The 23,375-nt window shown below is 38.1% G+C and carries 15 protein-coding genes and 1 pseudogene; all 16 read left to right on the top strand.

Annotated features, from left to right (window positions below; translation table 11 throughout):
• Positions 1-188 precede the first annotated feature (188 nt).
• The 16 genes and pseudogenes from hpsE (AC2JBO_RS09415) (at position 189) to AC2JBO_RS09340 (ending at position 23,199) form a co-directional block, all read left to right on the top strand.
• Entirely contained in the window at positions 189-1,172 is a 984-nt protein-coding gene (hpsE, locus tag AC2JBO_RS09415) for a hormogonium polysaccharide biosynthesis glycosyltransferase HpsE (RefSeq protein ID WP_496953376.1), read from the top strand.
• 360 nt (positions 1,173-1,532) lie between these two features.
• Positions 1,533-2,531, top strand: coding sequence for a glycosyltransferase (locus tag AC2JBO_RS09410; protein WP_496953375.1), 999 nt, complete (start codon positions 1,533-1,535; stop codon positions 2,529-2,531).
• 417 nt (positions 2,532-2,948) lie between these two features.
• On the top strand, positions 2,949-3,785 hold the full coding sequence (locus AC2JBO_RS09405; protein ID WP_496953374.1) for an Rpn family recombination-promoting nuclease/putative transposase: 837 nt from the start codon (positions 2,949-2,951) through the stop codon (positions 3,783-3,785).
• A 159-nt stretch (positions 3,786-3,944) separates the two neighbouring features.
• Positions 3,945-4,124, top strand: a pseudogene (locus tag AC2JBO_RS09400) (DUF4351 domain-containing protein); the annotation flags it as partial.
• Between the two features lie 500 nt (positions 4,125-4,624).
• Positions 4,625-5,461 (top strand): DUF2887 domain-containing protein, encoded by an 837-nt coding sequence (locus AC2JBO_RS09395; protein WP_496953373.1) that lies wholly within the window; start codon positions 4,625-4,627, stop codon positions 5,459-5,461.
• 723 nt (positions 5,462-6,184) lie between these two features.
• Positions 6,185-7,354, top strand: coding sequence for a glycosyltransferase family 4 protein (locus AC2JBO_RS09390; RefSeq protein WP_496953379.1), 1,170 nt, complete (start codon positions 6,185-6,187; stop codon positions 7,352-7,354).
• Positions 7,355-7,743: 389 nt separating this feature from the next.
• The gene (locus AC2JBO_RS09385) at positions 7,744-8,373 is read left to right on the top strand and encodes a class I SAM-dependent methyltransferase (RefSeq protein ID WP_496953372.1); all 630 of its coding nucleotides are present in this window, start codon (positions 7,744-7,746) and stop codon (positions 8,371-8,373) included.
• Between the two features lie 453 nt (positions 8,374-8,826).
• The gene (gene hpsA / locus AC2JBO_RS09380; protein ID WP_496953371.1) at positions 8,827-13,800 is read left to right on the top strand and encodes a hormogonium polysaccharide biosynthesis protein HpsA; all 4,974 of its coding nucleotides are present in this window, start codon (positions 8,827-8,829) and stop codon (positions 13,798-13,800) included.
• A 149-nt stretch (positions 13,801-13,949) separates the two neighbouring features.
• Positions 13,950-14,675 carry a hormogonium polysaccharide secretion pseudopilin HpsB gene (gene hpsB, locus AC2JBO_RS09375; RefSeq protein ID WP_496953370.1) on the top strand — a complete coding sequence of 242 codons (726 nt, stop codon included), beginning with the start codon at positions 13,950-13,952 and terminating at the stop codon, positions 14,673-14,675.
• A 36-nt stretch (positions 14,676-14,711) separates the two neighbouring features.
• Positions 14,712-15,710, top strand: a complete 999-nt coding sequence (gene hpsC, locus AC2JBO_RS09370; RefSeq protein ID WP_496953369.1) for a hormogonium polysaccharide secretion pseudopilin HpsC — start codon at positions 14,712-14,714, stop codon at positions 15,708-15,710.
• A gap of 38 nt (positions 15,711-15,748) precedes the next feature.
• Positions 15,749-16,456, top strand: a complete 708-nt coding sequence (locus AC2JBO_RS09365) for a prepilin-type N-terminal cleavage/methylation domain-containing protein (RefSeq protein ID WP_496953368.1) — start codon at positions 15,749-15,751, stop codon at positions 16,454-16,456.
• A gap of 318 nt (positions 16,457-16,774) precedes the next feature.
• Positions 16,775-17,740, top strand: coding sequence for a hormogonium polysaccharide biosynthesis glycosyltransferase HpsE (gene hpsE, locus AC2JBO_RS09360; RefSeq protein ID WP_496953367.1), 966 nt, complete (start codon positions 16,775-16,777; stop codon positions 17,738-17,740).
• A 2-nt stretch (positions 17,741-17,742) separates the two neighbouring features.
• Positions 17,743-18,705, top strand: a complete 963-nt coding sequence (hpsE, locus tag AC2JBO_RS09355) for a hormogonium polysaccharide biosynthesis glycosyltransferase HpsE (RefSeq protein WP_496953366.1) — start codon at positions 17,743-17,745, stop codon at positions 18,703-18,705.
• A gap of 26 nt (positions 18,706-18,731) precedes the next feature.
• A complete protein-coding gene (locus AC2JBO_RS09350; protein WP_496953365.1) occupies positions 18,732-19,706 on the top strand; it encodes a glycosyltransferase in 975 nt (324 codons plus the stop codon).
• Between the two features lie 247 nt (positions 19,707-19,953).
• Complete coding sequence (gene hpsE, locus AC2JBO_RS09345; protein WP_496953364.1) at positions 19,954-20,919, top strand: hormogonium polysaccharide biosynthesis glycosyltransferase HpsE; 966 nt, start codon at positions 19,954-19,956, stop codon at positions 20,917-20,919.
• A gap of 933 nt (positions 20,920-21,852) precedes the next feature.
• Positions 21,853-23,199, top strand: a complete 1,347-nt coding sequence (locus AC2JBO_RS09340; RefSeq protein WP_496953363.1) for an NYN domain-containing protein — start codon at positions 21,853-21,855, stop codon at positions 23,197-23,199.
• The last annotated feature ends 176 nt before the right edge of the window (positions 23,200-23,375 follow it).

Raw genomic sequence — 23,375 nt, 5'->3', positions numbered from 1 at the left:
GTATTAATGGTGCGTGAAAGCACTGTATTTGGCGTTACATTGCTTGATAGTAATAGCTTTCACGCACCCTACCCAATGCGCGTTGGCGCCGACCAATGCTTAAGTCAGTGACATTCATCTCTAGGGAATCTTAATTTTAAAATGAAGGGTGGGCATACTAGAGATAGCTTCCCTTCTTGATTGATATTATGAGTATTGACTTTACTGTTGCTATCCCTACTTATAATGGCGCCTGTCGTTTACCGAAAGTGCTTGAGAAATTACAGATGCAAGTAGGTGTTGAGCATCTATCTTGGGAAATAATCATTGTTGATAATAATAGTACTGATGGGACGGCGAAGTTAGTTGAGGAGTATCAGGCTAGTTGGCGCCATCATGCTTCTTTGCGTTATTACGTTGAATGTAAACAAGGCGCCGCATTTGCACGTCAGCGCGCGATAATGGAGGCGGAAGGTGAGGTAGTTGGGTTTTTGGATGATGATAATTTGCCTGATGCGACTTGGATATTAGAGGCATATAAGTTTATTCAAGAGTATCCGCAAGCTGGGGCTATTGCTAGTCAAATACACGGAGATTTTGAAGTTGAACCACCGGAGAGTTTGAAGTCATTGCTTTTTTACTTAGCTATTACAGAACGTGGTGATAAACCTCATATATTTGAACCGCATAGTAAAGGGTTTCCTCCATCAGCGGGTTTGGTGGTTCGTAGGGATGCATGGAAGGATAATGTGCCTGCGAAGTTGTTTTTAGTTGGTAGAGTTGGTAATTCGATGATAGGTAGTGAAGATGCGGAGGCTTTATTTTATATTCATAAAGCTGGTTGGGAAATTTGGTACAACCCTGCGATGGAAGTAGACCATGTTATTCCTGCTTGGCGCCTGGAGAGGAGTTATTTAGTTAATTTAATGCGTGGAGTTGGGTTAGCACGGTTTTATTTAAGGATGCTGTTACTCAAAGCTTGGCAAAGACCTTTTGCTTGTTTTGTTTATATTGTGAATGATTTTCGGAAGTTGTTGGTGTATTTTATCCGTAATTATAAGGTGATGAGAAGTGATGTTTTAGTAGCTTGCGAGATGGAAAGGCTACTTGGTACTTTTATGAGTCCATTTTATCTGTTTAGAAATGTAATCTTGAGTTTAATCCCCCCAACCCCCCTTAATAAGGGGGGCTAAGATTTGTTTGTATACGAGGCTAATATTTTTATTTTATTATTATTATTATTTTTTATTCTTTTTCCCCCCTTATTAAGGCTGCCGTGTACACACAAGTCTCTAAAAGTTACTTTTTTCTCTTTCTTTGTGTTCTTTGTGTCTTTGTGGTTCATAAAAAGAATAAACCACAAAGGCACAAAGGGCACAAAGGAGGGATGTTGAGGAGAGTTATAAAGATGTGTGTACACGGTAGCCTTATTAAGGGGGGATTCTTTAGGATATTACAATAATTTTACAAACAAATCCGCAAATAAACTGAGCCATTTCGCGACTGATTAAAATTAGTATATCAATTATCTTGCTAAATTTAATTAATATTATATGCCTGTTATCTCAGTTGTAATTCCAGTATATAACGGCGAAAAAACTATTAAAAAAACGATTGATAGTGTTTTGAGACAGACTTTTACAGACTTTGAATTAATTGTAATTGACGCAGGTTCTACTGATTCAACATTTTCAATAGTTTCACGAATTCAAGATTCTCGACTTCGTGTATACTCATATCCAAGAGCAAATGTAGCGGTTAATCGTAACCGTGGCTTTGAACATTGTAATAGCAAGTTTGTCAGTTTTTTAGATGCAGATGATATTTGGGCGCCAGATAAGCTGGAAGCGCAGTACAATGCCTTAGTAAAAAGTAATGCTATCGTAGCTTATAGTTTTACTGATGGGATAGATGAGAATGATAATTTTCTGCGTCCATGTAGTCATGCAGCGTGGGAAGGTGATGTTTTCTCACAACTGCTATTGGATGACTTTATTGGAAGCGGTTCAAATGTAATGATACGCGCGGAGGCATTTTCTAAAGTTGGTGGTTTTGACGGTTCGCTTTCTAACGCGCAAGATACTGACTTGTGGTTTCGTTTAGCTACAGTAGGTGAATTTGTTGCCGTGAAAAAAGTCCAAATTTTATACCGTATTTCTGCAAATTCTATGTCCTCTAATGTATTGGGATTAGAAAAATCTAACTTGCAAGTTATTCAACGAGCTTATGAACATCCCAAAGCATCCCAGTACAAGCATTTAAAATCAGTCAGCATCGCAAATCTATATAAGTATCTCAGTTATAAAGCACTTTCGGCGCCACCTGGACAACATAACGCCCAAATTGTAGCAAGATTTTTAGTTACAGTGGTAAAGCATGATAAAACTTTTTTATTTAAACCTATTTTATATAAAGCTTTATTAAAACTGGCTGCAATGTCGTTTTTATCTCCGCAAGGTGCAACTGAATTACTAAATAAATTTCCTCGTCTTTCAGATACGAGTACCTTTTTTGGTTATATAAAAGTTAATGGCAACGGATGTAACAGATAGCTTACTTAACGTATTAATGGTGCGTGAAAGCACTGTATTTGGCGTTACATTGCTTGATAGTAATAGCTTTCACGCACCCTACCCAATGCGCGTTGGCGCTTCAAAATGCTTAAGTAAGTGCCATTCCACGTAGGGTGCGTGACGCTACTAAAATTTTGAAACGAAGAGCAAATCTAATAGCGTCACGCACCTTACTTTTGTTTGTAACTTCAGCACCTTACTTTTGTTTGTAACCAATAATTCATCCGTTGCAAAGCACACTTCAGACAGGCGCCAACTTTTATTAGTGCCAGTAAAGAATCTGTCATATCACTTAGCATTCAGACGTATTTCATAGTATTTTAATGCTATTAGAGCGTTGAAGTTGTTAACCAGCTACCGCTTCAGCCTCTGTGTAATGTTTCACCAGGGTGAAGAATGAAACGAGACCCAATATTTTATAAACTTTTTCAACAATCTCCAAGTGCGCTATTTCAATTACTCAAAACGGCGCCACCGAACGCAAACGCATATAGATTTGAATCAGTTGCTGTAAAAGAGCCAAAATTTGAAATCGATGGGGTATTTTTGCCACCAGAAACAAAAGAACCCGGAACTGTTTATTTTTGTGAAGTTCAGTTCCAGAAAGACGAAGTATTGTATGAAAGATTATTTGCCGAGTCTGCACAATATTTCTACCGTAACAGCGAGAAATTTAGCGACTGGCAAGCGGTTGTTATTTACCCCTCGGAAAGTATCGAGCAAAGCAAGGTTTACCCCCATCGCTCACTACTCAATGGTGGGCAGGTACATGTAATATATTTGGACAAGCTAGGAAATATTCGTAGCTTACCAATATGGGTAGCGCTGATGGTGTTAACTACACTCGGTAAAAAAGCGGCACCTGTTGAGGCAAGGCATTTGCTCGAACGATCGCAGGAAGAAACTCCAGCATTGAGTGGCGCCATAATTGATATAGTAACGTCAATAATGGCTTACAAATTTAAACAACTGAGTCGAAAGGATATAGATACTATGTTAGGCATCACACTGGAAGAAACACGAGTTTTTCAAGAAGCTATAGAGATAGGAGAAGAAAAAGGAGTTGCTAAAGTCATCTTCCGCCTGTTGAAGAAACGATTTGGTCAGGAAGTATCAGAAGAAATGCGCGCGCGAATACAGAATTTACCCTTAGCTACTCTCGAAAAGTTAACTGAAGCTTTATTAGATTTTAATTCTTTAGCTGACTTAAAGCCTTGGTTAGAGGCTCAGTAAATTTGACCCCTAACCCTTTTATTTTGGGTTAGGGATAATTGTTTACTATACGAGTGAACAACTGAATCGAAAGTCGAAAATCGAAAGGATATAGATACTATGTTAGGCATCACACTAGAATAAACACGAGTTTTTCAAGAAGCTAGAGAAGAAGGACGCGAAGAAGGACATGCTAATCTCATTGTCCGCCAGTTAAAGAAACGATTTGGGCACTCAGTATCTGAAGAAATGCGCGCGCAAATAGAGAGTTTACCCTTAGCTACTCTCGAAAATTTGGGTGAAGCTTTATTAGATTTTACTTCCTTATCTGATTTACAACCTTGGTTGGATGCTCAATAAATTTTATCCCCCAACCCCTTTATTTTGGGGTTAGGGGATAATAATTTAGTTTATATACGAACAATTTAGCAAAAAGGATGTAAATACTATGTCATACACAACATTAATAAAGCATATGCGAGTTGATCAAGAAGCTAGGGAAGAGGAAGGTGTTGATGGTATTTTGCGAGCCATTTATATCTAAAAACTATGCACGTCAAATCGAACAAAAATTAAAACAATCAAACGCCTAGATAGCATTATCTCCAAAAAAGATAGTATCAATAGCCTATGTATAATGTAAACAGCCATTAAGTGTTGTGGAATGATGAAAATTGGAACATGTTTCCACATTAAAAGCATATTTTTAACAACATAAAACTCTATTTATGCCAGTATAATCTCTGTCATAATCACTCAATATTCAAATATTTACTTATAGTATTATATTAATATTAAAGCCTTGAAAGCTTAAACCCTACCTCATAGAGGCATCAAAAATATTGTTACCAGGGTAATTCATGAAGCGAGATTCTATATTTTGCAAACTTTTCCAACAATATCCATCTGTACTGTTTCAATTACTTAAGGCACCACCAGCAAATGCGGACGGTTACAGCTTTGATTGTGTCGCAGTTAAAGAGTCAAAGTTTGAAATTGATGGTATATTCTTGCCACCGGAGAGCGAAGGTCGTGGAATTGTGTATTTTTGTGAGGCACAATTTCAGAAAGAGGAAATGTTGTATGAAAAGTTGGTTTCTGAAGCAACCCTATACTTCTACCGCAACCGCGAAAAGTTCAGTGACTGGCAAGCTGTTGTAATTTACCCGTCAAAAGGGGTAGAGCAAAGTGACATTGATGCACATCAAATGTATTTTGAGAGCGGGAAAATACATCGAGTATATTTGAATGAACTAGGAGATATACGTAAACTGCCGATATGGGTGGCATTGATGGTTCTGACTGCAAAGAGCGAAAAAACGGCGCCAGCAGAAGCGAAATATTTACTCTCACGCTCACAGCAAGAACCGGAACCATTAAGTGGCGCCATACTGGAGATGGTAACGTCGATAATGGTAAGTAAGTTTGAACAATTAAGTCGAAAGGATATAGATGCTATGTTGGGTATAACACTGAAGGAAACACGGGTTTATCGAGAAGCTAGGGAGGAGGAAGCTGCTGATGGTATCTTGCATCTGTTGAAAAAAAGATTTGGGCAGGAATTATCCGAAGAGATGCGCGCGCAAATAGAGAGTTTACCTCTAGCGACTCTGCACAATTTGAGAGAGGATTTATGGAATTTTACTTCTTTCGCCGATTTACAACCTTGGTTGGACACTAACGCGAGGGTAATCTGATTTTCCCACAGCCCCCAGTACGCTCTTCGGGGGCTTTTAATAATGGTAAGCAAGTTTGAACAATTAAGTCGAAAGGATATAGATGCTATCTTGGGTATAACAGGAAACCCGCTCATGAGCAAGTTGCTTATCTCATCGTCTGCCTTTCAAAGAAAAGATTTGGCCAGGAATTATCTAAGGAGACGCGCGTGCAAGTAGAGGGTTGACGCTTACCAGTTCTTCACAAATTAAGTGAGGATTTATTAGATTTTAGTTATGCGTGCTGATTTACGAACTTGGTTTGAGGGTCAATCAACTTGATTTTTCATGCTTGTTAAGAACCTCTCCCCCAACCCCTCTCCTAGAAGGAGAGGGGAGTAAATTTGTTCCCCCTTCCCTTGAAGGATACTGCTGGCTAATAGGGGGTGGCACCCATCATTTAAGAAAAACAGGCGTGTAGAGACGCGACATGTCGCGTCTCTACATTCGCGGAAATGACGTAAAATCGTGAGACTGAGGGGTCAGACCTACCATGAGCCAGCGGTATCCTTGAAGGGAAGGGGGTTAGGGGGTTAGGTATTTTACACATAACAACCATTATCCGGCACCCACTTGGAAAAAATAACATTACACGGCGCCTGTTTGGGAAGAATAACACTTGGGGCGCCCGTTTGGGAACAATAACAATATCCGGCGCCTGCTTAGTATATTTGATACATGTATTATTGAACAAAAATTATGAAAATGAAACTTGCCTATATTACAGAATATAACGTATTAGACAAAACATCGTGGTCAAGAAACCATCAAGGACTTTGTGCAGCAGGTAATTACATAGCACAACAATTAATAGAGCAAGATGTATCAATTGATTATATAGGCTTCCTTGCTAAAAAACATAAATTTATCACACGAGCTAAGTGGAGCTTATATAGACATATTTATAAAAAAGATTATTACCGCTGGGCAGAACCATTAGTCTGTAAAAACTATGCTTATCAAATCGAACAAAGATTAAAGTTATCAAACGCTAATATTGCGTTGTGTCCTGAAAATATAGTACCAATCGCTTATCTTGATTGTAAACAGCCATTAGTGCTGTGGACTGATGCAACAATGAGTTCGCTGATAAAGTTTTATCGGCATATGGATAATTTGTGTGATGAGAATATTGAGAATATCTATAAAATTGAAGCCGAAGCGCTCAATAGATGTGATTTAATTATGTATACATCCGATTGGGCGGCACAAAATGCAATAAAAACTTATGGCATTGATGCATCTAAAATTAAAGTAATACCTTGGGGCGCCAATTTTGAATGTAACCGCACATCAGATGATATTCGTACTTTAATCAAAGCTAAAAGCAAGCGTCCATGTAAATTACTTTTTATTGGGGTTGACTGGGTAAGAAAGGGAGGCGATACTGCACTTGGTGTAGTTAAAGAGTTAAATGAGAATGGGTTAGAGACAGAGTTGATAGTTGTTGGATGCAAGCCTCAAGTTGAGGAACCTTTACCGGGTACAGTCAAAGTTATCGAATTTATCGATAAATCCAAACCAGAGGGTATAGAACAGTTGAATCAATTATTTGCGTCAGCCCACTTTTTAATCTTACCTACTCAAGCTGATTGTACTCCCCACGTTTTTGCAGAAGCTAATTCCTTTGGTGTTCCAAGCTGTGCTACTTCGGTTGGTGGTATTGGCACCATAATCCAAGATAACCTCAATGGCAAGACTTTTTCGCTCTCATCCAGTGTCTCTGAGTACTGCGAGTACGTGCATTCATTGATGGAAAACTATGATAACTATATAGAATTAGCGTTGTCATCGTTCGAGCAGTATCAAACACGGTTAAATTGGAAAGTTGCTGTTGAGCGTGCGAAGCGTGTGATGAGCGAGTTAGTAAATTGACTATTGTATTATGGTGCGTGAAAGCACTGTATTTTGCGTGCTTATTGATTGATAGTAATAGCTTTCACGCACCCTACCCCAATTTATTGGCATCTCAAAATGCGTGAAATAGTGCCATTCGCACGTAGGGTGCGTGACGCTACGAAAAAATTTCAACGTCAATATAAGACTTGTAGCGTCACGCACCAGCTTCTGACTGTGACAATATTGTAAGTCTTGTTAAATTTCGGCATATATTTGTTTTGAGTGTTAGTTTTATAGATTTTTGGGGAACTATAGACAAAGTAACCTGCTATACAGTTAATTTGCGCGTTTAACCTTTGTTAAAAACGCACACTAAATGTTTTCAGTGTTGAACGACAAGTAAATAGTCTTATTAATAACCAAACATGCAACTAATCTCATCATTAAACCTCAAACAAGCTGAATATTTATCAAAAGACCGCTTTATTAGTTATCATCATCAGTCACGCTTGATATTTTCCCTAGGTAGTAAAGTACAAAGTATATTAGAGATAGGAATATTTAATTCATTCTTTACAGATATTTTAACCAAAATTGGTTACGACGTTACTACTGCTGATGTTGACCCGAATCTCAAACCAGATATTCTATTAGACCTAGCGTCTGATTTTTCCTTGCCATCAAATAAATTTGATGCAATCGTGCTGTTTCAAGTACTTGAACACTTACCATACGAACAGGCAGAGCAAGCTTTAAAAAAGCTAGCACAATTCTCTAAAAAATATGTTATAATTTCTATCCCTTACAACACTCTATTTTTAGGGGTACAATTGAGGTTTTCGTACAAGTATAGAGCTAGATACTTCCGAGTAGGCTTACCAAAGTTTTGGACAACAGAACCCATCTGCGATCAACACTACTGGGAAATGGGGCTGAAAGGATATCCTAAGCAAAGAATTTTAAATTCAATTGCGAGCGCAGGGTTAAAAGTCAAGCACGAATTTCTTGATCAAGTTCACCCGTACCACTACTTCTTTATTTTAGAGGCAAGGTAACTTACCGCACTGGCACCTGCAAACTTGTCTTGTTACGTAACCATTTAGGGGCGCCGGAGATGATTTTTCCGACTTACTGATATGTTCTATATAACAGGTGGGTAATATAAGTCTACTGTCTTACTAGTTTCTTCATAAAGATAGTATAAAACAAACATAATTTGAATAAAAATAAGGTAAATCTATGGCATGATTATTCTCTCTCAGCTATAAAATTATTAATTCAGCAAAAATTTTTATCAACCGAAAGATTTTTGGCAAGTAATAAAACTAGATAACTACCTTGATTATCGTTATTATTTTTCTAAGCGATTATCAAGATAGCGTTTAAAGTCTTGCGTATAAAAGCAAGTCGAAGTTTGTTTGCTTGATTAAGCAACAAAATTAAAATTACAAAGAATCAAAAAACATTTTTGAAAAAATAGCATTCAATTACTTGGCAGGGAAAGGGCTATGTCTCGAAATCGCAAGCTAGTTAAGGTTATCTGGAAATACTACAGAAAATTTGGTGCTTCTATTACTACACTCAAAAAGCGGTTTGTGTGGTTGCTACGAACTTTATTAGTTGCGAAAAACAGGCGTAGAACCGCCAATTCGGGTTTCGTTTTGCCTACGGTGGCAATGGTTTCTATAGTAGTCATATTGCTCACCGTGGCGATTATGGTTCGCTCATTTGAGCGGTCTAAGAATGCTAGTAACGTCCGTGTGAATCAAGTTGTTCTTAATGCTGCGGCACCTGCTATAGACAGAGCTAGAGCAAAATTGGATGCTTTATTTGATGATAAAACATTGCCGCGCGGAACACCGTCAGATACTTCTTTATATGCTGCTTTATTGAAAGATAAATATAGACTTGGCGATGAACAGCGTTTGAAACTGGCTTTTGAATTTAACGGAACAGCAAATATTCAGCCAGAAGAAACTCTCAAAACAGCTTGGCGGTTTGGTATTGATACAGATAACAACGGTAAGAAAGATACTTTTACCTTATATGGAATTTACTTCCGCTCACCAAGCACAAATGCGAGCGGACAAATTCTTAAAAGAAATCCTCTGAATGCAAGAACACCGCCGATGGACGTTGGTAATACAAACTCGCAGTGTGCAAATGCAGCAGGTTTTTCAACCTTAGTTGGGACTTCTAGTTGGTTTAAACTCAACGGAAATTTGAGTAAGAGTTTTTTTGTTTACGCAGTAAATATCCCAATTACAAATATTGGCACTTTATCTTCAACAGAATACGAAAATTATAAAGGTAATAAAGGTTTTAGCGCCTTAGAGTTACAACAAGATAGAACTAAAATTCCATTGCCTAATAACGCAGTGTGGTTTGAGAATGACTTAGAAATTACACCTGGTGCTGACTTAGCAATAAATGGTAGAATTCATACAAATGCAAATTTGTTAGTAGGGGGAGATGGCACACCGACTATTACTTTAAGACAAGTTAGTAGTAAGAATTCTTGTTTCTACAACCAAGAAAATGGATTCATAAGTGTTGGAGGCAATGTTGGTACTGGAAATATTGCTTCTACCACAGATAAATCCGCAGTGTACGTTGATTTGTATAAAGGTTTTGGTCAAAACATTGATCCCTTAAAAAATGGTGTAATTAACTCAAGCAATAGGTCTACTAATCAGGCAGGTGGTGTACAGATTGGATTTAACGATGCAGCATTTAATAAGCGTATTGCTAAGATGAAAGAAGTAGCAAAAGGCTTATGTCCTGGTTGTAATACAGCAACGAATGGTTTAGCTCTAAAAAATGCTGTTAATAGCAGCAGCATACCTTACCCATCTGAACTTAAGCAGACAGTTGCAGCTATAGTAAAAGATACTGATGATGCTGAAACAGCCAAAAACACTCTTTATGATCAAATAGAAATATACTTGCGAAATCGTACAAGAAGAGTACCTTTTGCTGAAGTACAAGATCCCACTGGAGCAGGTGCAGATAGTGGATTTACTAGTTTTACATATCAGCTAGACCCCCCACAAAATTGGAGAGTACCACTAGATAGCAGCAATAAGATGACTGGTACACCTGGTACACAGGTTCTAGCTGGCATAACTCCGGCGAGTGTTACTGTAGACACATCGCAGTTAGCAGCCACATATCCGGACTTGCAACAACAAAATGGTGTTCAAGATAAATTAGGTGATCGCGTCTTTGTTGGAAATAATTTACCTGCCCAATGGCTAGACAGTAGTGCATCTACATCAGCAAGTAATCCATATCTTGGTCCAAATGACAAGCAATTTATTAGCGGTGTTAACTGGACTGTACCAACCAGTTCACCTCAACAAAGATGGCGTAATACACAAATACAGGCACTTGCCGACTTAGGTATATCTGACCGGAATGGTTTCTGGGAAACAAACGCATATACGATGCCAACTGTAAACGAAGCAGATGGTGCAGGCGGAGTAAGAATTATTACAGGTGCAGGTATTTACCGTGATGATGATGGCGTTGCAGCAAAAGGAACTCCTAACTATCCGCGCAATAGTACTGCTCTATTAACAAACAATTTGTTGGTTCCAACATCAACTATCAATCTTGTAGCAGGCACCCCAGCACAATTTAACAGCCAAGACAATATATACGTGTGGCCTGATACAATGCCGATGTCTTCAATCGACCCGGCAAATACACGCAAAGGTGATTTATTAATGCGTGCGACTGCTGTTTATCACTACGCAGTTAGCTCAGGCGTTAACCAAACACCTATTGCTTGTGTAAGTAGTTATTATGACCCTACTACAAGTGATTCAGCAAAAAACCCCACAGGTTTCCCTTGGAATAGCGGAGCAAACGGGAAATCAAACAACGGAATTGTCTATAGCTTTCCAGGAAGAAGCACTTTTGATACTACTAATAGATCTTTGCTGGAGCGGCAAGCACGACTCGTGTTTCCAAATGGGCGTGTTGTAAATCAACCTTTACGAGATGCCTTATCAAAATTCACAGGTACTACTATACCAAGCACTTTACAAGCTGCTGATTACTCAGCAATTGATACAGCGCTGTGTTCAATTTATATTTTGAATAACCCAACAAGCTATGCTACTACTACTACCAGTATGCCTCCTCACGGCGCCATTCGTGAGGCATCTTTTTTAGATGGTAGAGAAGCCAAGCAGATTGGTAAATTGATTTCACCTGGCAGTAATGCAACTGTAAGTAGCGAAAGTGACTTAGCCATTGACCAACGTCAACCTTTAGAAGTTAGAGTTACAGATATTGATTTAGGACAATTAGCTAGTACTGGAATAAGCACTGACGATTTTCTATTGCCAAATAGTGGCATCGTTTACGCTAGCCGAGATGACGCGATGCGTGATAACAGTGATACAACTTCTGAATCCGAATTGCTTAGTCCAACTGACTTTAAGCTAGACCCGACTCGGCGCCCAAATGGTATACGTTTAATTAACGGTACAACATTAGCAAGAATTCCTCTGACCAGGAAGAATGTTTACAATGCTAAAGAAAAAGGTCTTATCATGGCAACAAACTTGCCAGCTTATGTAAAAGGAAGTTTTAATTTACACAAAAATACAACCAAGTCAGAAATACAAGAATTTTCAGATACTAGCAACACTTTTTATGATCGTGGTACTCCTGATACTGATTTTGCTTGCCGTGCAAACAGACCTGGTTGTCCCACCGCAGACAATAGTGGTGATTTTTGGCGCCCAGCTACAATTATTGCAGATTCAATAACACTACTATCTAATAATTTCTTAGATGGTGTCCGTAGTGAAGGCGATTTTAACCTGAACAATAACACTGGTGTTCCGGTTCCAGATTTTAAACTTTACACAACTCCTGCTGCTCCTAGTACTCCTGCAAGTCCTGTTAATGGAAGTAGTTTAGACCTAATTACAAAGCAGCGCTTGAAAAATGGCTTCTTGGAAAACGGTTTTGTTGCTAATGCAAATTGGTGGCGAACATCATTACCAACGAATAATAATGATGCTATTTACCCAAGAAACACAGGTCAAACCAATCCTCTAGGTTCCTATGCGCTAAATGGTGTTACACCAATTCAACGACGATCAATTAACGTTCCATTGTATGTAATGGAAATGTGTAGGAAGGAAGTAGTTAGCGATTGTGCATCAAGTGATTGGTATGTTGGATTTGATATCAATGGAGATAATGACATAGATGATACAGTAAACGGTATTGTTGAGAAGGATGTTAGAGCTAATCGATTGGGGTTAGCTGTTATTGCAGCAGGTGGCAGCACATCGACTTTAAGTGATTGGAATACTGCATTTGGCACTGGAAGCAAAAGTATTAGACAAAGACTTGGAGCAGGAGATACAGCTACTCAAGCATTGCAGCAAAATGACAGACTCTTCCCCCGTCGAGTCGCATTTGCGCGCGATGACAGCAATAATCTTATAACTAGCATTAGCCCTAATCCTAGTACATATCAACCGATGGGAGTTGGTTGTCCAGTGCGTACTACTGCGTACAGTACACTTCCAACTCTAGCCGAACTACGAGGAAATGGTTGTGTTTATTACGCGAGTGGCACAGCAGTACAAGGTACTAATTATGGTGCGGTAGTTAGTAACACAAGTGGTTTGTGGTTTAGAGCAACGAGTTCAGGCAGTAACCCTACTGCAATCAACAATGCTGCCTATAACAACAACAATACTCTATCTCTATTCTATTACCCTCCTATTGATGCAGATGGAGATGGCGTAGCCGATGCAGATGGACAACCAATCCTAGTACCAATTACACAGATTATTGATGCTAAACTGACATTCACCAACGGTGGCGGTTTGAGATATGATGACACACCCGGACTTCAGTCGGAATTTAGAGACAACTGGATAAATTCTGTTCCATCCGATACTATATATAATGCAACATTTGTAGTGGCAAACAGTCCTAGTAGACCAACTGAAGTCTCTGCTGGTTTTCAAAACTTTGTAAGGTTTCTAGAAATGTGGAATGGTAGAACCGCCAAAATCAGTGGAAGTTTTATTCAACTCAAGCGCAGTCAGTTTGCAACGGCACCGCTTGCTCCAATTATGGCAGCAAAAACAGCAAAAGACTCCGCAACTCTTACAACTAACCTAAGTGTATTTGACTTTTTAACTGATACTTATTCAACTCAAAACGTTTCTGGTCTTGCACCATTTTACTGGGCGCCAGCAAGACAGTGGGGGTTTGATGTTGGCTTGCTGTCTGAACAACCTGACTTATTCGCTCAAAGGTTTACATCCCCTGCAGTGGGGCGCCCAAATGAGTTCTTTAGAGAAGTCGGTCGTGATGATACTTGGGTTCAAACTTTGCTTTGCGCTGGCGTTGCAAGCGATGGAAAGGGCGAAGCTGGTGCAACGTATAGCAATGCAGTGGCAAACGAATATCGTTCAGGTTGTCAAACCATTCCAGCAGATTAAAATCCATAAACCATAAATATCCTAACTGCGCTGTTGCATACCCTCCCCTTACAAAGGGAGGGTTGAGGAAGGATACTTTATCTAAATTAAATCTAGAGAAAATTACCTAAGTTTCATAAAACTTGATTTAAATCGCTTTGTAAATAATCATGATGATAGAAAAAAAAATTAGCGACCAAAAGCTAGAACTACTTAAGTTAGTCAAGATTGCTAGATATTACAAACAATCCAAACAAAACGGCTTTACAATCATTGAAAGCTTAATGGCGATTGTTGTAGTTAGTATATTGCTCGTAGCTATTGCGCCAGTTCTTGCTCTGTCTGTAGCAAACCGTGTTCAAGCCAGACGTGTAGAGCTTGCATCTCAAGCAGCTAGAAGCTATGTTGATGCAGTTAGAACTCAGCGAATTCAAGCCCCAGCAGTAAGTAGTAGTACAAGCGTAAGAGATAGCGCTCCTACACCTTCGGGAAGCTTAAATTGTTCTGCAAACTCATACTGTACAAGCTCAGGAACATCTACTACACCGACAAATTTATACTGTATAGATGGAGATGGAGATGGTTCCTGCAATAGTAATAACACCAGAGATTTGATTGTACAAGCTATTCGATACAACCCAAGCAGCACTATTAACACAAATGGATACATTTTAGGAATACGTGTTTATAGAACTGATGCTTTTTCTGAAACTACTACACTTTTTGCTAACAGTAGTTCACAAAATCTCACACAGTCATCTTCTGGGTTTGTCAATCGTAAAGCACCTTTAGTACAAATGACAACAGAAATTAATGATATTGTGCCTAAGTACAAAGACCTTTGTACTCGAACAAATGGTAGCGCCAGTACTACTGCTGATTGTATGCAAAATTAATTTGATAAACATTTTTAACAAAAAAGGAACCTCTGTATGAGGAGTTTACTAAAATTTATCCTAAGCATTCGTTTAAAAAGCTTTAATGCACAGACTGGTAATAGTGGATTCACCTTGATTGAATTGCTAGTAGCGATGATTATAGCAGTATTGGTCATAACACCATTAATGGGTTTTATGATTGATATTTTGCGAACTGACCGTCAAGAAGAAGCTAAAGCTACTACTGAGCAGGAAATGCAAACAGCGTATGATTATATTGCACGCGATTTACAACAAGCTATCTATATTTATGATGCTGATGGAATAACAAGAATCAGGGATACTACTACTATTACTAATTCAGGTATAAAAGACCAGATTCCACCTGTAAAAAAAGCTCCTGGTTGCAATGATGCAACATGTACACCAATACTTGTTTTTTGGAAACGAGAGTTTCGTCCTAATAGTGTCGGTGTGACTTCAGCTACTGATACAAGCATAAGTAATACAAATGACGGATTTGCTTACTCATTAGTTGCATATTATTTAATTACAACATCAAATAGTAACTGGTCTCCTTCCGCGCGAATTGGTAGGTTTCAAATAACAGGTAATGTCAATATAACTAATGCCAATTCTAATGGCGATACTACTACCATTGATGCAGGATTTAATCCTCCACCGCTAGGTTCGACAATTATAGGGGCTAGTTTAAAAGCTAAAATGAATCAATGGGTGGCATCTACACCAACAACTACAAACTACACTCAACCCGTAGTTACTTTAGTTGACTATATCTATAATTTTCCTAGCGCTACTAATTCATCTTTTCAAACTTGCCCTTCTCCTAATGCTTTAGGTGATCCTAAGAGTGGTTTTTATGCTTGTGTTGATGCTAATAACACAATAGCTCAAGTTTTTTTAAGAGGAAATGCTTACGTTCGTCTCTATAACAAAAATACAATTCAGTTGGACTCCAGTAATTCAGATAAATCATATTTCCCAGTAGCAAGTGGTAGTATTCAAGGGCGTGGATTTTTATTTACGAAATAGCCTTTATCCTTTTCTAATCTGATAGTCAAAACATTGATATGAATAAGCAAATTTTAATAAATGTCAATAATTACTTTAGAAAATTGGCATTAAGAATAAATAGTCAGAGCAAATTATCAGAGAATGAGTATAAGCAAAAAAATCAAGCTGGGTTTACTCTAATAGAAATGCTTGTAGTTGTAGTAATCGTAGGTATTTTATCTGCAATTGCTGCACCATCTTGGCTTGCTTTTGTAAGTAGACAACGTGTGAATAAAGCAAACGATGCTTTATTAACTACGCTACGAGACGCGCAGCAAGAGGCAAAGAAGAAAAAAATTAACTACAGCGTTAGTTTTAAAAATAGAAATAATGTTCCTGTTGTCGCAGTTTATCAGGGTAGTACTGTACCTGCGGATACTGACTCGAGATGGAAAACTTTAGGTGAGGATATTGGATTTAAACCAGGACAAATTTTAATATACACAAACCTTGATTCTTCTACAACTAATAAAAAAGCATCTGCAAACCTAGACTTTACGGCACCAACAACTAATTCTACAACTATTACTTTTGACTATATGGGTACTTTGCCGGATGCGAATTTTGCTACAGGAGGAGGTTCAAAAGACCAATTAGGTTTTAAAGTTGCGGTTGCTGTACCTCAGTCAGCAGGTTCTACAACTGCTGGAAAATTAAAAAGATGTGTAATTGTTGACACTCTTATTGGTGGGATGCGAACAAAGAAAGACACAGAATGTAGCTAGTGATTTTTCGTGTATCACCCAATACTACTCGGTTAACGTATGTAGAGACGTTACATGTAACTTCTCTACAAGGGTTTCACATGTTGTAATTTCCTCAACCGAGCAGTATTGGTATATCACCTGTCTATTAATCTAAAAGATTCAGTAAAATAACTGAGCCGGAAGCTGCACTCAAGTTGGAAAATTAATATGTTGGGTGCAAATTTTATTTTCGTATTACTTCCCAATTCAAAAACTAGCTTATTTATATAATATGCTAGCTATTTTATGATGTCATAAATGATTTAAATACATTTAATATAAATATCTTTATTCATCATGAGTGAATATATTGACTTTACTATTGCTATTCCTACATTTAACGGTGAAACCTATTTATCGGAATTAATTAAAAGATTACAAAATCAACAAGATATTGAAAATCTTACTTTGGAAATTATTATTATAGACAACAACAGTACTGATAACACTGCCAAACTTATCAAAGATTACCAAGAACAATGGCACCACCCCTTCCCTCTAAAATATTACCTAGAAACAAAACAAGGAACTGCACACGCGCGGCAACATGCAATAGAAAAAGCGGAGGGTAAATTTATCGGTTTCCTAGACGATGATAACTACCCAGCACTCGACTGGGTAGCAGCAGCTTACAAATTTGCTCAACAAAATCCTAACGTAGGAGCATTTGGTAGTCAAGTTCATGGTGAGTATGAAATTGAACCACCAGAAAACTTTGATAAAATAGCATGTTTTTTAGCTATTAACCAGCGAGGTTCACAACCACACCGTTATGAACCCAAAAAGAAAATTCTACCTCCCGGCGCCGGTTTAGTAGTTCGTAAACAAGCTTGGTGTGAAAACGTTCCCAAACAACTGGTTTTGAACCATAAAGGTAGAGAAGCACTTTTAGCGAGTGAAGATTTAGAAGCGGTACTACACATTCAACTAGCTGGTTGGGAAGTTTGGTATAACTCAGATATGCATATCTATCACCAAATACCAGCATGGAGACTGCAAAGAGAATATTTACTTCGTCTTATACGCTGTATAGGTTTAAGTCGTCATCATCTACGTATGCTGAGAACACAACCGTTATTAAGACCTTTGGCAAGCTTGGGATATATATTCAATGATTGCCGTAAAATCTTACTTTATATTTTTAAATACCGAAGTGTATTTAGTCAAGATTTAATTGCTTGCTGTGAAAGAGAGTTGTTATTCAGTAGTTTAATTAGTCCTTTTTATCTTTTACTCATAACGAAATTTAAAAATAATTACTAAACATGATGATTAATTTAGATTTTACAGTCGCAATTCCTACATACAATGGAGAAAAACGTTTACCTCAACTATTAGAACACTTACATTACCAAGTTGGAATTGACAATATTCAATGGGAGATAATTATAATTGACAATAACAGTAGTGATCAAACTGCTGAATTAATCCAAAATTACCAATCTAACTGGAATCATAATTACCAATTAAAGTACTTTTTAGAAACAGAACAAGGCGCCGCTTTTGCGAGGTTGCGCGCTGTCCGTGAAGCAAAAGGTCATATCATCGGCTTTTTAGATGATGATAACTTACCTGCACCCGACTGGATAAAGCAAGCAATTAGCTTTGGTAATGAACATTCACAAGCAGGCGCCTGGGGAGGGCAAATACATGGTGACTATGAAGTAACTCCACCAGAAAACTTTAAAAAAATCCAAAGCTTCTTAGCAATTAGAGAACGTGGAGAAATACCAAATCAATATGACCCAGTAAATTTAAGTCTCCCTCCTGCTGCCGCAGTTGTCATTCGTAAACAAGCTTGGTGCGATAACGTACCCTCACGTCCTTCACTAAGTGGAAAGTTACCAGGGAAAATGCTACAGGGTGATGACTATGAACCATTGCTTTACATACACAAAGCTGGTTGGGAAATCTGGTATAACCCAGCAATGCATACGTACCATCAAATTCCACACTGGCGCCTAGAAAAAGATTATTTAGTAAATTTAGCGCGCGGGTGTGGTTTATGTATTTGCCAGTTAAGGCTATTAAATGCTACAAAATGGCAAAAACCGTTAATTTATACCAAGATTTTTTTAGGAAACTTACGCCGAGTATTGAAGCACTTGTTTGAAAACTTTGGAAAATTAAGGACAGATACTGTTGCACTTGTTGAGATGGAGTTTTATTTAAGTAGCATGATGAGTCCATTTTACTCATTCAAATCCTACTTATCAAAACTAACGTAAAACCCAACCTAATATTAAATTATCATATGCCACGTATATCTGTAGTTATCCCTGCTTATAATAGTGAAAAAACCATCGTAAAAACAATTGATTCTGTTTTAAAACAGTCTTTTACTGATTTTGAACTAATTGTTATAGATGATGGTTCACAAGATAAAACCTTTGATATAGTCTCGAAAATTAATGATTCTCGTATCAAAATATTCTCTTATCCAAACGCAGGTGCCAACGTTAGCCGTAACCGTGGATTATCTATTGCTGAAGGAGAATTTATTAGTTTTCTAGATGCAGATGATATTTGGACACCAGATAAATTAGCTAGCCAACTTAAAGCCTTAGAAAATAACAGTAACGCAAAAGTCGCCTATAGTTGGACTGATAATATCGATGATAACGACAAATTCTTACTTGCAGGAACTCATATTACAGCAAACGGTGATGTTTACGAACAATTATTAATTAGTAACTTTTTGGAAAATGGTTCTAACCCTTTAATTTGCAAAGAAGCTATGTTAAAATTAGGTGGCTTTGATGAGTCACTTCCAGCAGCCCAAGATTGGGATATGTGGTTACGTCTAGCTGATAAACATGATTTTGTTTGCGTACCTCAACCTCAAGTATTATACAGAATTTGCACAAATTCTCTATCTTCAAATTTTCACAGGCAAGAGAAATTTTGTTTAGAAGTATTAACAAAAGCTTATAAAACAAGACCTAATATTAGTAAGCATGTTATAAACCTCAGTCTTGCAAAGCTTTATAACTACCTTGCATGTAAAGCATTATACCAACCATATAATAGACAAAAAGGTTTATTCGCAGCGTCCTTTCTACTGAAAAATTTTATTTACGATTCCTCAAGAATAAAAAGGCTTAAGTTAACTTTAAAGCTAGTGCTAAAAATTTTAGTAATAGTTTTTCTACCTTCTACATGGTCAACAGTATTACTAACAAGTGCTAAACGCGCCAAGTCTGATAATAAGCTTGAATTTGTTAATTAAACAGAGAGTATCTATATTTTTTAATAACAAAAACTATTCAATATATTCACAGTAAGTCGGTGCGTGACACCACAAGTCTTATTACTACGTTCTAGTTTTTTCATGGTGTCACACACCCTACGATTTTTATGTGCCAGTCCCATACGGAATATACGAAGCGAAAATTCTTGTGGATATATTTATTTGAACAGAGTAAAATAAGTATAACTTTAGCTTAAATATTTAGTTGCTAGGCATTTTCCGCGCAATGAACCAAAGCTTCACCATCGCTATCCCCACCTACAACGGCGCCCATCGCCTTCCCACTCTCCTCGAACTCTTACAAAACCAAATCAACACAGAACACATAACCTGGGAAATCATAGTAGTTGACAACAACAGCACAGACGATACCGCCAAAATAGTACACAAATATCATCAAAACTGGCGCCACCCCTTCCCACTCAAATACTATCTCGAAACCCAACAAGGCGCCGCACACGCGCGTAAGCGTGCAGTATTTGAAGCGCAAGGTACACTCATAGGTTTCCTTGACGACGATAACTATCCAGAACCAGATTGGGTATATCAAGCATATACATTTAGCACACAGCATCCTAAATGTGGCGCCTATGCCAGTCAAATACATCCAGCTTGGGAAACAGAACCACCACCAAACTTTAAACGCATCACCCCATTTCTCGCCATCACCGAACGTGGTGATATACCCTTACTGTACGACAAGCGTAAAAAAATGCTGCCTCCATCAGCAGGTTTAGTTGTTCGTAAACAAGCATGGCAACAAAGCATACCAGAAAACCCAATCCTCACAGGTAGAGCCAACGGTAACATGCTTACAGGTGAAGATACTGAAATGCTCTCATATCTCCAAAAAGCCGGATGGGAAATTTGGTACAACCCAGCTATGGAAATTTACCATCAAATCCCACACTGGCGCCTGCAAAAAGAATACTTAATTCCTTTCTTTCGCGGTATCGGTTTAAGTAGATATGTAACAAGAATGGTTAATATCAAACCGCAATTAAGACCTTTTGCTTGTTTAGCTTACATGATGAATGATTTACGCAAAATCGTAACTCATCTCATTAAATACAGGCGCCGAGCTTACACAGAATTAGTAGCAGCTTGTGAAATGCAGTTGTTTGTAAGTAGTTTAGTGAGTCCTTTTTATCTGTGGAAAAATGGCTATTTGCAACGGATAGAACGGATGTAGCGAATGGTTTGTTGACGCGAAAGCATTGCTAACTGGAGTTTATGGTTGTGGGCGCCACCAATCAAAATTAACTGGAGCAGTGCTTGTTAAGGGCTTGTTACGATGTATTGGGTTCTTTCGTAGATAGCGTGCTAAATTTTAATTAAAATCTATAATTATGCTTTATTTACAAGCCTTACAGGCACTTCTAGTTTCAATTTCAGCAAAAAATACCATTTTGAAGCTAATAGTCGCTGTAAGATAATCCCAGCAATAGTTTTAATCTTATTTTCCCACAAATTTAGCACGCTAAGTACGCAAGAGCCAGTTTTTTTAGATACAGCCCCAGTTATTTACTACCTTGAGAAAACTTCTGGCTTTGCCGAGGTTGCTTATTCAATATTTAAATTGCTAACGTCTAAAATTATACTGTAGCTTTATAAAATCCCCCCAACCCCCCTTAACAAGGGCAGGGCTGTTTCATTCCCTCTCAAATCGGATTTGTCAAGATGGTTAGCTATAAAAATCATAAGTATGGGTAGCAATGAAATAGACTTTTAAGCACATAAATATAAGTGTGATTGTTTATTTTATCGGCGCCTTGGTAGCAAAATTACCAATAAAGATTTGCGCGAAACCCTTGATTTTTCAAGATTTTTAGGGAACGAATCAGCCCTGCCGCGTGGAAGGGGGGAACAAGAGCAGTTTTAAGCCCCCCTTATTAAGGGGGGTTGGGGGGATTTTATTTTCCAACACACCAAAACTATTGACACAGACCACGTGATTTAGTCCACGACCAAATTGTGGCGCCCAACACTCAACACATCATCCACTCAACACTCGTTAAGCAAATTTACGGATGTCACATAGTTTGAGGTGGGAATATAACGTAAGTAACTAGCCGTCGAAAGAAAACCATTCTTAGACAGGATGCCCTACTGCCCTATATGAGTTATGAGTAATGTTCTAACTGCTGAAAATTCTACTTTGCTAAATCAAATAGGTACTAAAGTTTGCCAAGCTATTATAGCTATTCAGGTGCAGCAGCCGGCATTACTACTCGAAAAGTATAGAGATATACCTTGGCAAAGTAGTCGTCATCAATCTGGTTTAGTAAATAAGTTAATCGAAGTACTTGCTCCAGCCAAAGACGAAAAGGTTAGACAGCAACTTTTACAGAAGTTCTTGAGAGTAGTACTTACTCCAGAGTCTTTCTCTTTACCTATATTAGATAGCTTGTTTAAGGAAGTTGCTCAACTTACGTCAACAACTAGCTCAATAACAAATAACGAACAAGCAGTAGAGTCGGTTTCATTAATAGCGAACGGGAATGGCGCCGTTCAAACTAAAGAAAACAGTCATCCTCAGATAGAAGCAGAAAACACAACTGTAGAACCTGAAGCTTCCATTACAGAAAACCCCATTTCCAGCGCTTCTCAACCCATTACTGATACCGAAACCTTAGAAGAGGCAGAAGATAATAGTGTATCCCAGGTCGAAGTAGCTGGCGCCGAGAGTGCTGAACCATCAGAGGATATTCAAAATCATACATACAATACAAATAATACAAATAATACAGGTTTAGCACAAGCTGGAGTAGCAATATTACTGTTAGATGCGGAAAACCTCCAGTTGAACAGTGAAACAGAAAAATTTTTGAGTTCAGTTTGTAATTATCCAATTCAAGTTAAAGTTGCTTTTGCTAACTGGTGTCGTAAAGGGAAATTGGACGCTGAACTGCACGCGCGTAATTATGATTTGATTCATGTTCCTTCGGGTAGAGATAATGCAGATGGAAAGATGATAACTTTTGGGTCATCGATTCATCAGCGTTTTCCAAATGCGAAAGAAGTTTTTGTTTGCTCATCAGATAATGTGATGACAAACCTGTGCAATCAAATGTTGCAAAATGGTTTAAATGTATTTAGGGTTGTAAAACACGGCAGTAATCTTACAGTCTTAAATATTCAAAGTGGTGAAACGCATGTTCATACAGTTTTACCAACGATTGAACAATTTCTCAATCAAATTAAAGATATTATTCGAGAAGAAGAATCTCGCAATGCTAATCAATGGATGAAATTGTCCAAAATCTCCAAGATATTTCACAATAAGTACCATATCGGGATTAATCACGTTGTATCACATCATTTTCGTGGTAAAACCGCTAAAGATATTTTTATTGAGAACGCGGAATTTGCAGTCCACCATTTACCTGAAGATTTAGAGACTTTCATCGCTTTATTTAAGTTGCCTCAAGCTTCAAAACAAGAAAACACCACAGAAAAAACCCGCAAGTAGGGTGCGTCAAAGCTATTAGGGTCTTCAATAAAACGAAAAATCATCTGCTTTGACGCACCATCGAGTAGTCGGTGCGTGGCGCTACAAAATTTTTCGTGAAAAGTGGAATTTTCCCGTAGCGCTACACATCCTACCATACCGTAACGGCAGGCGCCTACACACCAAAACTATTGACA

Source organism: Calothrix sp. CBUCES-K 9914 (assembly GCF_059640475.1).
The sequence above is the reverse complement of the archived record's forward strand: the minus strand, read 5'-3'. Positions and strand labels throughout refer to the sequence as shown.

Excerpts from the sequence above, each read along its gene's own strand:
- AC2JBO_RS09390 (WP_496953379.1), top strand. The coding sequence starts at position 6,185 with ATGAAACTTGCCTATATTACAGAATATAACGTATTAGACAAAACATCG.
- AC2JBO_RS09365 (WP_496953368.1), top strand. The coding sequence starts at position 15,749 with ATGAATAAGCAAATTTTAATAAATGTCAATAATTACTTTAGAAAATTG.
- hpsE (WP_496953367.1), top strand. The coding sequence starts at position 16,775 with ATGAGTGAATATATTGACTTTACTATTGCTATTCCTACATTTAACGGT.
- AC2JBO_RS09385 (WP_496953372.1), top strand. The coding sequence starts at position 7,744 with ATGCAACTAATCTCATCATTAAACCTCAAACAAGCTGAATATTTATCA.
- hpsA (WP_496953371.1), top strand. The coding sequence starts at position 8,827 with ATGTCTCGAAATCGCAAGCTAGTTAAGGTTATCTGGAAATACTACAGA.
- AC2JBO_RS09405 (WP_496953374.1), top strand. The coding sequence starts at position 2,949 with ATGAAACGAGACCCAATATTTTATAAACTTTTTCAACAATCTCCAAGT.
- hpsB (WP_496953370.1), top strand. The coding sequence starts at position 13,950 with ATGATGATAGAAAAAAAAATTAGCGACCAAAAGCTAGAACTACTTAAG.
- AC2JBO_RS09410 (WP_496953375.1), top strand. The coding sequence starts at position 1,533 with ATGCCTGTTATCTCAGTTGTAATTCCAGTATATAACGGCGAAAAAACT.
- hpsE (WP_496953364.1), top strand. The coding sequence starts at position 19,954 with ATGAACCAAAGCTTCACCATCGCTATCCCCACCTACAACGGCGCCCAT.
- AC2JBO_RS09350 (WP_496953365.1), top strand. The coding sequence starts at position 18,732 with ATGCCACGTATATCTGTAGTTATCCCTGCTTATAATAGTGAAAAAACC.
- hpsE (WP_496953366.1), top strand. The coding sequence starts at position 17,743 with ATGATGATTAATTTAGATTTTACAGTCGCAATTCCTACATACAATGGA.
- hpsC (WP_496953369.1), top strand. The coding sequence starts at position 14,712 with ATGAGGAGTTTACTAAAATTTATCCTAAGCATTCGTTTAAAAAGCTTT.
- hpsE (WP_496953376.1), top strand. The coding sequence starts at position 189 with ATGAGTATTGACTTTACTGTTGCTATCCCTACTTATAATGGCGCCTGT.
- AC2JBO_RS09340 (WP_496953363.1), top strand. The coding sequence starts at position 21,853 with ATGAGTAATGTTCTAACTGCTGAAAATTCTACTTTGCTAAATCAAATA.
- AC2JBO_RS09395 (WP_496953373.1), top strand. The coding sequence starts at position 4,625 with ATGAAGCGAGATTCTATATTTTGCAAACTTTTCCAACAATATCCATCT.